Annotated in this window: 12 protein-coding genes and 1 rRNA gene; 7 read left to right on the top strand and 6 right to left on the bottom strand. The window is 67.3% G+C overall.

The features are described from left to right. Window positions 1–680, bottom strand: a 680-nt coding sequence (locus tag Q8M88_RS12155; protein WP_305597420.1) for a PhoH family protein, incomplete at its 3' end; no start/stop codon positions are given. Window positions 681–979: 299 nt separating this feature from the next. Between Q8M88_RS12155 and Q8M88_RS12160 the strand changes: the two genes are divergently transcribed. Beyond that, window positions 980–1,507: a gamma carbonic anhydrase family protein gene (locus Q8M88_RS12160; RefSeq protein ID WP_305597421.1), complete on the top strand. Its 528-nt coding sequence runs from the start codon at window positions 980–982 to the stop codon at window positions 1,505–1,507. Window positions 1,508–1,515: 8 nt separating this feature from the next. Here the strand turns inward: Q8M88_RS12160 and Q8M88_RS12165 are convergent, their stop codons facing one another. Continuing rightward, window positions 1,516–2,067 carry a PAS domain-containing protein gene (locus tag Q8M88_RS12165; protein ID WP_305597422.1) on the bottom strand — a complete coding sequence of 184 codons (552 nt, stop codon included), beginning with the start codon at window positions 2,065–2,067 and terminating at the stop codon, window positions 1,516–1,518. Between the two features lie 174 nt (window positions 2,068–2,241). On the opposite strand from Q8M88_RS12165, the gene Q8M88_RS12170 reads away from it, so the two are divergent. Both Q8M88_RS12170 and Q8M88_RS12175 read left to right on the top strand, forming a co-directional pair. Next, window positions 2,242–3,057, top strand: coding sequence for a hypothetical protein (locus Q8M88_RS12170; RefSeq protein ID WP_305597423.1), 816 nt, complete (start codon window positions 2,242–2,244; stop codon window positions 3,055–3,057). A 136-nt stretch (window positions 3,058–3,193) separates the two neighbouring features. After that, window positions 3,194–3,658 carry a hypothetical protein gene (locus Q8M88_RS12175; RefSeq protein WP_305597424.1) on the top strand — a complete coding sequence of 155 codons (465 nt, stop codon included), beginning with the start codon at window positions 3,194–3,196 and terminating at the stop codon, window positions 3,656–3,658. 19 nt (window positions 3,659–3,677) lie between these two features. Here Q8M88_RS12175 and Q8M88_RS12180 read toward each other — a convergent pair whose 3' ends face one another. The 4 genes from Q8M88_RS12180 to hfaA all read right to left on the bottom strand — a co-directional run bounded on the left by Q8M88_RS12180 (window position 3,678) and on the right by hfaA (window position 9,283). Next, entirely contained in the window at window positions 3,678–6,584 is a 2,907-nt protein-coding gene (locus tag Q8M88_RS12180; protein WP_305597425.1) for a pitrilysin family protein, read from the bottom strand. Between the two features lie 105 nt (window positions 6,585–6,689). Further along, window positions 6,690–7,922 (bottom strand): holdfast anchor protein HfaD, encoded by a 1,233-nt coding sequence (gene hfaD / locus Q8M88_RS12185; protein ID WP_305597426.1) that lies wholly within the window; start codon window positions 7,920–7,922, stop codon window positions 6,690–6,692. Then, window positions 7,852–8,805, bottom strand: coding sequence for a holdfast anchoring protein HfaB (hfaB, locus tag Q8M88_RS12190; RefSeq protein ID WP_371132699.1), 954 nt, complete (start codon window positions 8,803–8,805; stop codon window positions 7,852–7,854). The genes hfaD and hfaB overlap by 71 nt, the downstream gene beginning before the upstream one ends. Before the next feature lie 40 nt (window positions 8,806–8,845). Next, window positions 8,846–9,283 carry a holdfast anchoring protein HfaA gene (hfaA, locus tag Q8M88_RS12195; protein WP_305597428.1) on the bottom strand — a complete coding sequence of 146 codons (438 nt, stop codon included), beginning with the start codon at window positions 9,281–9,283 and terminating at the stop codon, window positions 8,846–8,848. A 139-nt stretch (window positions 9,284–9,422) separates the two neighbouring features. On the opposite strand from hfaA, the gene Q8M88_RS12200 reads away from it, so the two are divergent. From Q8M88_RS12200 to Q8M88_RS12215, 4 genes are all read left to right on the top strand, one after another. After that, window positions 9,423–10,076, top strand: a complete 654-nt coding sequence (locus tag Q8M88_RS12200; RefSeq protein WP_305597429.1) for a rhomboid family intramembrane serine protease — start codon at window positions 9,423–9,425, stop codon at window positions 10,074–10,076. A 68-nt stretch (window positions 10,077–10,144) separates the two neighbouring features. Then, on the top strand, window positions 10,145–10,573 hold the full coding sequence (locus Q8M88_RS12205) for a CBS domain-containing protein (protein WP_305597430.1): 429 nt from the start codon (window positions 10,145–10,147) through the stop codon (window positions 10,571–10,573). Between the two features lie 236 nt (window positions 10,574–10,809). Next, on the top strand, window positions 10,810–11,208 hold the full coding sequence (locus Q8M88_RS12210; RefSeq protein ID WP_305597431.1) for a hypothetical protein: 399 nt from the start codon (window positions 10,810–10,812) through the stop codon (window positions 11,206–11,208). Between the two features lie 620 nt (window positions 11,209–11,828). Beyond that, window positions 11,829–12,207 (top strand): 16S ribosomal RNA (locus tag Q8M88_RS12215); the annotation flags it as partial.

Genomic DNA, 12,207 nt, shown 5'->3' on the forward strand with positions numbered 1-12,207 from the left:
GCCGCCACGGGCCCCAGTCCCGACAGCTCAGGCAGCAGGTCCGACTGGTTCGGATCGCCGGTGACCACCATGGTCGAGTGCCAGCCCAGCCGGGTCAGCAGCATCTTGAGCTGGACGTAGGTGCAGTTCTGGGCCTCGTCGACGACGATGAAGGCGTTGTTCAGCGTCCGGCCCCGCATATAGCCGATGGGGGCGATCTCGATCAGCCCCTCGGCCATCAGCGCCTTGACCCGCTTCATGCTGAGCCGGTCGGACAGCGCGTCGTACAGGGGGCGAAGGTAGGGGGCGAGCTTGTCCTCCATCTCGCCGGGAAGGAAGCCGATCGATTCGCCCGCCTCCACCGCCGGACGCGACAGCACGATCCGGCCCACGCGGCCGGCCTCCAGCGCCTCCACCGCCTTGGCGATCGCCAGATAGGTCTTGCCCGTGCCTGCCGGGCCGAGCGCCAGGACCAGGTTCTTGGCGTCGACCGCCGCGATCATCTCTTCCTGCCCAGGAGACTTGGCCTTGATGGTCTTGAGGTAGCCCTGTTCCCGATCGTCGTTGGAATGGGAGAGGGGAGACCAGGCCCGTTCGATCGGCAGGCGCCGTACCTTGTTATCGTCGTCGAACTGACCGGCGTCGAACGCGCCTTCGCGCACGTGGCGTTTCACAGCTCGCTTGGTCATCAAGGCCTCCATGGGGACAAGAAAAAAGGGCGTGTCCGCAATGGACCGTCCTTTGGGAACGACGCTTTGACAGAGGGGCGGCGGCACGCGCCGCCGGGTGGCTCGTTTGGACCTGACGCTGGCGACGGGCAGAGCCGTCGGAACGACAAACGCGGCACCCTTTGCTCCGACTAGAGGAGACCGCGCCCGAAAGCCGGACGCGGCGGGATGCGGAAGGGCTATCGACCCCCCGAATCGCCTGACTAGAATAAGCGTAGCGGCGCTTTATGAACGATTAAACGCGACGTCTGTCCGAGAAACGGGGTGAAAATATGGGTGCTTATAACTTGGGCGGCATAGCGCCGCAGTTGCCCGAAGAGGGCGAATATTGGATTGCGCCTAACGCCGTCGTGATTGGCCGGGTGATTCTCAAGAAGAACGCATCGATTTGGTTCGGCGCAACCGTGCGTGGCGACAACGACGTCATCGAAATCGGCGAGAACAGCAATATCCAAGACGGCTCGGTGCTGCATACCGACGCCGACGTGCCCCTGACTATCGGCGCCAACGTCACCGTCGGCCACATGGTCATGCTGCACGGCTGTACGGTGGGCGAGAATTCGCTGATCGGCATCGGCTCGATCGTGCTCAACGGCGCCCGCATCGGCCGCAACTGCCTGATCGGCGCCAACTGCCTGATCACCGAGGGCAAGGAGATCCCCGACAACTCCCTGGTCATGGGCGCGCCGGGCAAGGTGGTGCGCGAGATCAGCCCGGCCCAGGCCGCAACGCTGTCGCGCTCGGCCGTTGGCTATGTCGCCAACTGGCGGCGCTACAAGGCCGGGCTCGCCCCGCTCTGAGCCTGAGCTCAGGCCATCCGCCGCCCGTCCAGGGTGGCTAGGCGCAGGCGCGGCGCCTCCTCGTTGGCGGCGCCGGCGCTGCGGATCGTGCGGATCTTCATCTCCAGCGCCAGACGCCCGCCCAGTTTCGCGGTGAAGCCCAGCGGCTGGTAGAGCCCCAGGAACCGGTCCTGGGCGCCGGCGACGCCGGTCAGCGGCGCAAACAGCACCTCCATCGGCATCTCCGCGCCGTCCGCGCGAACGTCGCAGGTGGCGACGATCGGCTCAGGGCGCAGCCGCGCCTCCTCCAGCGCCGCGCGCAGGCGGAATCGGTCGGCCTCGGCCCATAGCGACAGCGCATTGCGCGCCCGCAGGTCGCCACCGTGCAATTCGCTGAGGTAATCGCCGGCCAGTCGCACGGGGTAGACCCCAGAGGCGCTGCGCCCGAGGATGAACACCCGCGAGATGATGTCCGCGAATTCTGACGGATCGACGTCCGCGCGGGCCGGGCTTTCGCCCGCCCGACTGCGGCTTCGCCAATAGTCTATCAACCGTTCTGTTGTTGAATGGAACATCGACATCGAGACGCACGTCCGGTTTCGCGGCCTTCGCTGCGACCGCACAGGCCTTGCAGAACGATGCGGACCAACCGCCAAACGTCCCGCTCCGGGACAGGCGCGAGGTCGGGGTCAGGGCGTTTTCGAACGCCGGGGCCTGTCGCTGAGACGACGGACGTTTGAAGGAGGGGCCGTCTTATGAAGGCGCGAATCACACTGCTGGGGCTGGCCGCGGGCCTGGGCCTGTTCTTCGCGGGCGGAGCTGCGCTCGCGCAGTGCTGCGCGCCACCGCCGCCCACCTGCTGCGCGCCGCCTCCGCCTCCGCCGCCCAGCACGCCGCCGTGCTGCACGCCCGGGCACAACGTCAACATTCCAGGCGTCAACGTCTTCGTCGCCCCAACGGTCGTGGTCAACGCCAGCGCCAGGGCTTCCGCCGGCGCATCGGCGGGCGGCGGTGCGGGCGCGATGGTGTTCTTCGGCGGCGGCGGCGGCGGTTATGCGCCCCCCTCGGCCACCGGCCTGATCTCCGGCCTCAACGTCGGCGGCGGCGTCAAGCGCGTCGCCTACCAGGCCACCCGCACCCGCACCAAGCGCGTGGTCATCCAGGCGGTCTGCATCGACGACCGCCAGATTCCACACCCGGCCTCCCAGGTCCGCGCCGACCGCGAGGTCACCGACCTCTACGACGGCGAGCTCTATCGTTGCATCGCCGGCGCCAGCCTGCAGGCGACGATCTCCGAATACGAAGGCAGGATCGACTTCTCCAAAGGCGAGACCATGGCCTGCGCAAAGGGCCAGGCGCTCTACCACTCGCCCGGCGGCAAGGTTGATTGCCGTCGCCAGAAGCCGGCCCGCGACTGCAACGAACGCTCCCTGCTGCGCCGCTTCGGCGCGGGCGTGAAGATCCTCACCATGACGGTCGTCGAGACCTACACCGCCTACCGCGAGGAACAGTCCGAAGCCGTGCTGACCAGCATGAGCATCGACGGCGGCGTCGGCGGCGTGGCCTACTAGGTCCAGCGCGGGAGCCGAATAGATCGAGCGCCGGCGGCGACGCCGGCCCTTTTTCGTGAGCGCGGCGCGGGCTTGAAAGCCGCGCTGACGCGGTCCAGAATGCCCGAATAACGCCGTTCCAAAATCAAGGCTCGAAATGGCTGTTTGGACGATCGACGGGGTGGTCGAAGCCGCTGAGCTGAGGCGCCGCAAGGGCAAGTATGTCTTCTACGACAGCGTCCGCATCCGCGAAGCCGACGGCGCCGAGCAGACCCTGACGAAGGTGTCCGCCGCCGATCCTGTCGCTGCCGCCCTGCAGCCGGGCGCGCGGGGACGCTTTTTCGTCACCAAGGCGATGGACCAGACCGGCATCCATGCCATTCGCCTGGAAGGTGGCAAGGACGCCTATGCGCACTTCACCAACATCGAGCCGCTCGTGCTGATCGGCGCCGCGGCGGGGTTCATCTTCTATCCGGTCGCCCTGGCCGGGGGGAGCGTGCCGCTGTTCGGCCTGCCGCTGCTGCTCGCGCCCCTGTTGCTGCTAAGCTGGTGGCTGTTCCGCAAGGCGCGGCTGGAGGGGCTCCAGCAATATGGCGCCGCCGCGCCGGCCGACGCGACTTAGGCGAAGCGCCACCCGCGCCTCACTCCTTCTGCGGGCGCACGGCCAACATCCAGGCCTTGTCGTCGCGCAGATAGGTCTTGGCGGCGCGCTGGACGTCGGCGGCGGTGACCCGTTCGGTGCCGGGGATCGCGGCGCGAATGGCGTCGAGGCGGCGCGGGTCGGCCTGCGCGCCCGACAGCTCCGACAGCCAGTACTGGTTGGTCACCCGAGCCTTTTCGATGTTGTCGAGCCTGGGCTTCTTGGCGCGCTCCAGCTCGTCGGGGGTCGTGCCCTTGTCGGCCAGCTCGCGGCCGATGCGGCGCACGTCGGCGAAGAAGCCGTCGAGCTTGGCCGGCGGCACCTCGACGCTGGCGGCCATGTAGCCCCAGCCCGGCCAGACGAAGCTGTGGTTGTAGTTGACCGACGGCGAATAGGTCGCGCCTTGCGCCTCGCGCAGTTCATCGATCAGGCGAAGCTCCATGACCTCTCCCATCACCGCGGTCTCGCGCGCCTTCTGCGGGTCGGCGAAGAAGTCGGTGGTCGGCCAGGCGACGTAGCCGATCGCCTGGTCGGCGCGCCCCTTGTGGCGCAGCACCAGGGGCGCTGCGTCGGCCTTGGGGAAGCTGACCTGGAGCTGGGCCGGGTCGGGCAGGGCGGGCTCGCGGCGTGCGGGCAGGGCGCCCAGAGTGGCGGCGACCGCTTCCTTGGCCTTCTCCACGGTGGTGTCGCCGACGATGATCACCTCGATCGGGCCGTCCTTCAGGGCAGGCGTCACCTGGGCCTGCAGGTCCTCGAGCTTGGCTGAGGCGATCTGCTCGCGGCTGGGGAACATCCAGCGCTGGTCGCCCGGGTGCAGAAGCGCCGGCAGGTCGCGCGCCAGCACGCCCGAATCGGTGGCCTCGTACTGGTCGTGGATGGTCTTGCCGGCGCCCTTGAGGCGCTGGAACGCCTCGGGTCGCCAGCCGGGCTCGGCGAGATAGGCGCTCAACACCTGCAACTGGACGTCCAGATCGTCGGGCCGGGTGCCGCCGGACAGCGTGAATGCGTCGTCGCCGACGCCGAATCGCGCGGCGAACACCTTGGAGGCCAGCACCCGCTCCATATCCTCGGCGCTGATCTGCTTCAGGCCGCCCTCGGTGAAGGCGCCCGACGCCCAGCCGGCGCTCTCGCGGCCTTTTGGGATGTCGGTCAGCCCGCCGCCGACCCGCACGCGGATCAGGATCTCATCGTCGCGGAACCGGGTCGGCTTGATGGTCAGACGCACGCCGTTGGCGAAGCGCACGAACACGGTGTCCAGGTCCGCGACCTCGCGCTCCTCGACGACCTTGCCGGGGCTTCCAAAGGTCGCGTACGGCCAGGTGACCTCGCTGGGCGCGGCAGGGCTTGTCACCGCCACCTTCTGCGACTCCTGAAGCGCGGCGAGCAAGGCGGCTTCGCCACCCTCGATCGGGGTCGGTGAGGCCATGAAGGTCAGCGGACCTGAACCTTTGAATGCGCCCTTCAAGGCGGCGGAGACCTGCTCCGCCTTCAGGTCCTTCACCGCGGATTCGAACATTGCCAGGTCCTGGGCAGGGCCGGTCACCACGGTGTCGTCGTCCAGCGAATCGACGATCTCGGCGGCGAGCTGCGTCTGGCGCCGCGTCGCCGCGCCGGCGACGGCCGCGGTCAGACTGGTTCGGATCTCCTCGACCTCGCGGTCCAGCTCGTCCTGGCGCACGCCGAACTGCACGGCGCGGCGCTGTTCCTGTTCGACGGCGGCCAGAGCCGTCTTCCAGCCGCCCGGCTCGGCGTTGACGGTCAGCATGGTGACCTCGGCGGCCTTGTAGTCGTCGCCCTTGAAGGCGGCCGCTCCCAGGAACGGCGGCTCGGCGCCGCGCGACAGCCGCGAGAGCCTGCGGTTGAGCACCGAGAAACCCAGTTGCTCGACCAGGTCGCGCCGCCGCTTGGCGTCGGTGTCGGCCGAGAGGTCTGGCGGCGCGATCCAGGCGACCTGTATCGACGTCGGCGCGCCGGGCTCGATCACCAGCCGGGACTCCGCGCCGCGCGGCTTCACGGGCCCGACGTCGGGCTCGGCGCCAGTCGGGCCGCTTGGCGTCCAGTCGCTGAACTTGGTGCGGATCTTGGCTTCCATGGCGTCGACGTCGAAGTCGCCCACGGCGACCAGCACGGCGCGCTCCGGGCGGTAGTAGTTCTTGTAGAAGGCCGCGATCTGGCTGGCCGGCGCGTCCTTCAGCACCTCGACCTTGCCGATCGGGAAGCGGGTGGGGGGACGCTGGCCCTGTAGGAAGAAGTCCAGCCGCGAGCGGTAGATCCGATATCCGGGGGTGTCGCGCGCCCGCTCCTCCGACAGCACGACGCCGCGCTCGCGGTCGACCGCGCCGGGCTCGATGGTCAGTTCGCCGGCGGTCTGGCGCATCAGCATCAGGCTGGTGTCGATGGTTTCAGCGTCGGTGTGCGGCAGGTCGAGCTTGTAGAGCGTCTGCTCAAAGTCGGTGGAGGCGTTGGTGTCGGCGCCGAACGCCAGCCCCAGCCGCTCCAGGATCTTGACCATGTCGCCCTCGGGAACGGCCTTGGAGCCGTTGAAGGCCATGTGCTCCAGGAAGTGGGCGAGCCCCTGCTGGGCGTCGGTCTCCATCAGCGAACCCGCGGCGAAGCGCAGGCGCAGCGAGGCCTGGCCAGCGGGGATGCTCTGCTTCTGGATCGCGTAGCGCATGCCGTTGGGCAGGGCGCCGAAGCGGATCGAGGGGTCCACCTTCACATCGGACCTCGCCTGCGGCCATTCGCCAGGCTTCAGCTTGATCGGCGTCGGCGCGGCTTTCGGCGCGTCCTTGGCGCCCAGTCCCGGCAGCTTGAACTTGGGAAGGCCCAAACTGGAAGCGGAGGGCGCGGCGCAGGCAAGGCTCAGCGCTGCGGCGAGCGCGAAGCTCGCGCGGAAGGCTCGGTTCATCGGGGATCCCAGGTGGCGACGCAGCCCAGCATCGCTGTGCCGCGTGGCCATCACAAGGCGGGATCGTTTCAGCCTGGACGCGTGCGCCCAGGCGTGTGGCCCGACCTATTGGTTCGGGCGGCTCACGTAGTAGCTGGCGGTGTTGCCGATGGCGTTGGCGACGCCGGTGACCGTGCGCGCCGAGGTGACGCTGGTGGAGCTTTGCGCGCCCACCTCGGCGTTGTTGGTCTGGCGGTTGGCGACCGAGACATAGCCGTCGCACTCGGCGCAGGCGTAGCCAGTGGCCGCGTTGCCGATAGCGGTCGCCGAAGCCTGGGCGTCGTAGCCCTGATAGCCGGTGTAGTCGGCCGCCACGTCGATGCCGCCGCCGTCGTTGAGCTGGGTGTTGTCGATCAGCGTCTCGGTCCCGGCGTTGCCGGCGAAGGCGCTGTTGCCGACGCCGTAGGAGACCGCCGAGCCCGCGCCGAACTCATAGGCGTTGCTGACCGTCTCGGCGCGCACGTAGGCGCTGTTGCGCTGGTCGGTGGTCAGCGCCAGCGTCGAGCCTTCGTTGCCGGCGGAGATGTTGTTGCCGGTGGCCGTGGCGCTGGTCGTGGTCAGATAGGCGTTACCGAAGCTGGTGAACTGCGAGGCCTGGGTGATCGCCGCGTCGTTCGCCTGGGTGGCGGTGATCTGCTGGCTCGAACCGCCGGCCGAGGCCGCGGTCAGGTTGTTGGCCGCGCTGGCCGCCGAGAACGTCGCCTGGCCGCCGATGTAGTTGTAGACGCCGCCGCCGTCGGAGGTGACCTGGGCCTGGTTGGTCTGGTCGACGCTGACGTAAGACGCGCCGGAGGTGACGCCGAAGCCCTGGCTGTTGCCGATCGCTTGCACGCTGGAGGCGACGTCGCCGGCCTGGCCGCCGGGCGCCTCGATATGGCTGTTGGCCGAAACGTTGGTCGCGCCCGTCGTCTGCACGAATGAACCCGTAAGCCCGCCGGCGAACACGCCGGCGTCTCCGGTGTTGCCGGTCGCAGCCGTGGTCAGCGCCGTCACTGCGCCCGAACTCGACGCGACGTTGAGCTCGGTGGTCGCGCCGACGTTGGCCTGCAGGCTCTGGGTCGAGGTCACGGCCAGGTCGCCCTGGTCCACCGTACCGTCGAAGCTGTTGCCGGTGGCCGTGGTCGTGCCGCTGGTGGTCTCGCTGACTTCGACGACGTCCAACGTTTGCTGGGAGAACACATCCCCCAACTGGATCTGGTCGTTCAGGACATCGCTAGGCGCGGCGAGGCTAGAAGCGGCTGCGAACGGCAGAATCGCGGCGAGTGTTCCAGCGAGAAGGATCTTCGCGGGTCTGCGCATTGTTGGTGTCCAGGTTGTTGTAGGCAGGCACGTAGCCGCCGGTCAGGCCGGTGGTGGCGCCGGCCAGGGGATCGGAGGTCAGGCAGGCCTCGGGCCCCGACATCCCGTACAGATTGGCGGTCATCTCGACGACGGCCCGCTCGACCAGCGCGCGCACCGCGAGCTGCATAGGCTCCAGCGCACCCGTCCCAGCCGAGACGTCGAAGACGTTGCCGTTCAGGAAGTCGAACATGCCGAGGCTGATTTCACGGCCTACCACCTGCTTTTGGTAGGAGATCACGTCCACCACCTCGAGGGTGCGGGTGTTGATCAGCCGCAGGTCCAGGCCGATGTTCATCACCATCATGCGACCGCGGGCCGAGCCCTTGAAGTCGTCCACGTCCACGTCGCCGCCGGAGATGTCGAAGCCGGACGAGCGGATGTTGAAGTTGAGCTCGGTGATGCCGCCGGCCACATAGAAGTCCGAGCCAGGCACCTGGCCGGCGAGGATCTTGCGGTATTCCGCCGGCATGTCCGGCGCGGGGTTAGGCTGGTCCGAGATCAGCTTGTTGTTGGCGTACTTCAGTTCCAGTTCAGACACCGAGGTGTCGAAGCGTTCGACCAGAGGCATGCCGGCTTTCGCGAAGGCCGACATGGCCATCAGCGAGGCGCCCTGGGTGATCTTGCGGCCGCTGCCGTCGGCTTCGGCCTTGCCGGTGTAGTCGGCGATGCGTCCGATGGCGATGCGCGGGGCGGAGATCTTGGCGTTGCGGGCGTACTCCGCCTCGCAGACCAGCGCCTGGGAGTAGGGTGTCGGGTTGGCGGTGACAGTGGCCGTGCCCACCGGGCGGGCGTAGTTGCCGCTGGGCCCGGCGACGGGCGTCGCGCAGCCTGCGAGGGCCATCGAGCCTGCGGAGATCAGCGCCGCTGCGCGGACCAGGCGATTACTGACCATTACCCACCCCTGAATTCAATTGCGTGGTCGCCGTGACGGCGCCGGTGTTGGTCTGGCGCGAGTCGACGATGACGGTGTTGTTGCTGCCCTGGGTGATGACCACCAGGTTGTTGCCGATGGCCGTGGCCCCGCCGCCGGCCGCGCCGACGCCCGCGTAGGCGTCGGCCGCGCCCGAGGCGCGAGAAAAGCTGGACTGGTCGTCGCCGGTGAGGATCAGGCCGTCGACGATCACCCGGTTGCCGTTGGCGTCGCGGGTGGTGATGTCCACGCCGCGGTTCTCCTGGCCGGCGTAACGACCGTAGCCGGCATTGAACTCCGCGGAATTGGACGACATCGACTGGGCCTGCGCCTGGCCGGCCGCGACGGCGGCGAGCGCCAGAGCGGCCAGCGCGGTTCGGCGCAGAGTTGGGGACGAAACGGCGACCATGACGGCGGAACTCTCCCCGCGGAGGAAACTGCATGTGGTGCGAAAGGCCGCGCGCGTCGCGCAAACCCCCAGCCGCCCCTACTTAGTCCACAGACCCTCGCGAATTGGTTAAGACCGATGCGCGATCCTTGAGGTGCAGATGCCGTTTGATTCAGAAGCCCAAGTCCCGCCTGTGCGCGAGCCGATGTTCAAGGCGCCGTGGCCCGCGCTGGCGCTCTGTGTGGTGATCATCGGCGGCTACGCGCTGCAGGGCGCGGTCGGCGGCGACGCGGTGATCGCCCGCTACGCATTCTCGCCGATCGATCTGCAGGACGGGCGCTGGCCGCTGTTGTTCACCGCCCTGTTCCTGCATGGGAGTTGGCCGCACGCGCTGATGAACGGCGCCTTCGCCCTGGCCTTCGCGACGCCGCTCGCGCGGTTCTTCGGCCTAAGGCTGCGCGACGCGATGGCCTTCGCCATCTTCTATCTGGCGTGCGGCGCGCTTGCGAACGTCGGCTATGCGCTGCTGCACGCCGGAGAGCGCGGCCTTCTGGTCGGCGCGTCCGGCGCGGTGTCGGGCCTCATGGGCGCCGCCTCGCGTTTGATTGCTGGGCGGGGCGCGGTGGGACCGATTCTCAGCCGCCCGGTGCTGGGCATGGGCGGAGCGTGGCTGGCCATCAACCTGCTGATCGCCCTTATCGGCTTCGCGCCAGGGGCAGGGGACGCAACCGTCGCCTGGGAAGCGCACGTAGCAGGCTTCATCGCCGGCGTGCTGCTGCTGGGCCCGTTCGCCGCAGCGTTGCGCAGGCGCTGACTTGCACGTGCATTGATCCCGTCGTGTTTCTGCGCAACGCTCCCCCCTCGTGGATAGGGAGAAAGCCTATGCTCATTGCCCAGATCCTGAAGTTGAAGGGTGATGCGGTGTTCACCGCCTCGCCCAACGAGTCGGTGGCGGCGGTGGCCGCCCTGCTGCACAGCCGCCGGGTGGGCGCGCTGGTGATCACCGAAGCCGACCGCGTGGTCGGCATCGTCTCAGAGCGCGACATCGTCCGCGCGGTGGCGGAATCGGGAGCCAAGGCGCTGTCCGATCCAGTCTCCCAGCATATGACCCGCGACGTGGTGTTCGCGCTGCCGGGGGAAACCGTCGATTCGTTGCTGGAGCGGATGACCGACCGGCGCGTGCGCCATCTTCCGGTGTGCGAGGTGGAGGCGCGGCTGATCGGCATCGTCTCGATCGGCGACCTGGTGAAGTCGAAGATCTCCGAGGTCGAGGCCGAGGCCAGCACGCTGAAGGCCTATATATCGACCTGAGCGACCAACGCGACCCTTCGAGTTCTGGTTTTGTTCTTGACTACAGACCATGAGAACATGGCATGGCGACGCGAATTGGAATGAGCGTGGCCCACAGGTGAAACCGCCAAGGCCCTGGCCCCAGAAGTGATCAGGAGTGTGATGGGCCGCCGATCCGGACGGCGCCTGGGGGCTGGGTTCAGCCCGGTGGAACAGGCATCCCTAAATCGCGGAAGCGGCTCCGAATTTCGCTTGTCTTGACCGCCATGGCGGTTCTTCCAGCAGCATGCGTCGATGTTCCGGCGTTCATGGTCTTCAACAACAGTGGCGTCGTCCTGACGGTCTTCAAGCCGAACGAGTACGGGAGACATCAGGCTGTCGTTCCGCCGGGAGGCCGCACGCTCGGTCACTACATCGACTTCGACACCTTCCTGGAAGCGCGTGGATGCACGTACACCTACAGTCGCACCGATATCCAAGCGGGGCAGGGGTGGATGCAGGACTACGGAAGAAGGCCCATCAAGGTGCAGGTGGAGCCGGATATGACGATTCACCTCCTGCCGAGCGCTACCCGAAGCGTGGCGACGGCGCGGCCGCTGCCCAGTCTGCATCGCAATGGGTTCCCTCTGAGGGTCATCGCGAAGGTCTGCCGGTGAGCAGATCCGCCCCAAGGCGAACGGGTGCGCCCGCAACTTACGCACAGGGCGATTGGAATTAGTGCAGCCCGGACGATTGACACCCACCTGGGGGCCGCATAGATAGCGCCTCCCGCTCGGGCGGGGCCGGACCGGAGGGTTTCGGGGGACGCGATTAGGCCCTTGATTTTCTCTTCGCTGGCGACTAACTTCCCGAGCCTCAATCGAATCGCAGCGGACTGATGAGGGAAGCCCCTCGGCGGCCCACAGCATTTTTCGCGCCAAATTCCGGGTTTCCGGGCCGCGGCGAGAAAGCCTGAAAAGGTCGGTTGACACTGAGGAGGCCGGCCACTAGATAGCCGCCTCCCGCCGCCGCCGAGCGTATCGGCGGGTTCGGCCAGATGGCCGATCGGGTCTTTGACATCGTTGATTTGGAAAGAGAAACGCAGGCGGCGGCGCTCTGGCGATAGTCCTAACCAGACTATCTCGACGCTGACGAATCTGCGGTCTTTTTTGAAGACACCATGAATATGGGTGTCCGGGTTCGCCTGGGCATCCGTGTGATTGGGAACTCGTCAAGAACTACGCAGACATATGCCAGCCGGCCCTTCGGGGCCGGGGACGCTACGTCAGAGTCAACTCAACCTGAGAGTTTGATCCTGGCTCAGAGCGAACGCTGGCGGCAGGCCTAATACATGCAAGTCGAGCGGCCCTTCGGGGCAGCGGCGGACGGGTGAGTAACGCGTGGGAATATGCCCTTTGGTACGGAACAACCCAGGGAAACTTGGGCTAATACCGTATGTGCCCTACGGGGGAAAGATTTATCGCCATTGGAGTAGCCCGCGTTGGATTAGCTTGTTGGTGAGGTAAAGGCTCACCAAGGCTACGATCCATAGCTGGTCTGAGAGGATGATCAGCCACACTGGGACTGAGACACGGCCCAGACTCCTACGGGAGGCAGCAGTAGGGAATCTTGCGCAATGGGCGAAAGCCTGACGCAGCCATGCCGCGTGTATGATG

The sequence above is a fragment of the Phenylobacterium sp. genome (assembly GCF_030693805.1).
Taxonomy (GTDB): domain Bacteria; phylum Pseudomonadota; class Alphaproteobacteria; order Caulobacterales; family Caulobacteraceae; genus Phenylobacterium.

Excerpts from the sequence above, each read along its gene's own strand:
- Q8M88_RS12200 (WP_305597429.1), top strand. The coding sequence starts at position 9,423 with ATGCCGTTTGATTCAGAAGCCCAAGTCCCGCCTGTGCGCGAGCCGATG.
- Q8M88_RS12205 (WP_305597430.1), top strand. The coding sequence starts at position 10,145 with ATGCTCATTGCCCAGATCCTGAAGTTGAAGGGTGATGCGGTGTTCACC.
- hfaA (WP_305597428.1), bottom strand. The coding sequence starts at position 9,283 with ATGGTCGCCGTTTCGTCCCCAACTCTGCGCCGAACCGCGCTGGCCGCT.
- Q8M88_RS12160 (WP_305597421.1), top strand. The coding sequence starts at position 980 with ATGGGTGCTTATAACTTGGGCGGCATAGCGCCGCAGTTGCCCGAAGAG.
- Q8M88_RS12165 (WP_305597422.1), bottom strand. The coding sequence starts at position 2,067 with ATGTCGATGTTCCATTCAACAACAGAACGGTTGATAGACTATTGGCGA.
- hfaD (WP_305597426.1), bottom strand. The coding sequence starts at position 7,922 with ATGCGCAGACCCGCGAAGATCCTTCTCGCTGGAACACTCGCCGCGATT.
- Q8M88_RS12175 (WP_305597424.1), top strand. The coding sequence starts at position 3,194 with ATGGCTGTTTGGACGATCGACGGGGTGGTCGAAGCCGCTGAGCTGAGG.
- hfaB (WP_371132699.1), bottom strand. The coding sequence starts at position 8,805 with ATGGCCCTCGCAGGCTGCGCGACGCCCGTCGCCGGGCCCAGCGGCAAC.
- Q8M88_RS12180 (WP_305597425.1), bottom strand. The coding sequence starts at position 6,584 with ATGAACCGAGCCTTCCGCGCGAGCTTCGCGCTCGCCGCAGCGCTGAGC.
- Q8M88_RS12170 (WP_305597423.1), top strand. The coding sequence starts at position 2,242 with ATGAAGGCGCGAATCACACTGCTGGGGCTGGCCGCGGGCCTGGGCCTG.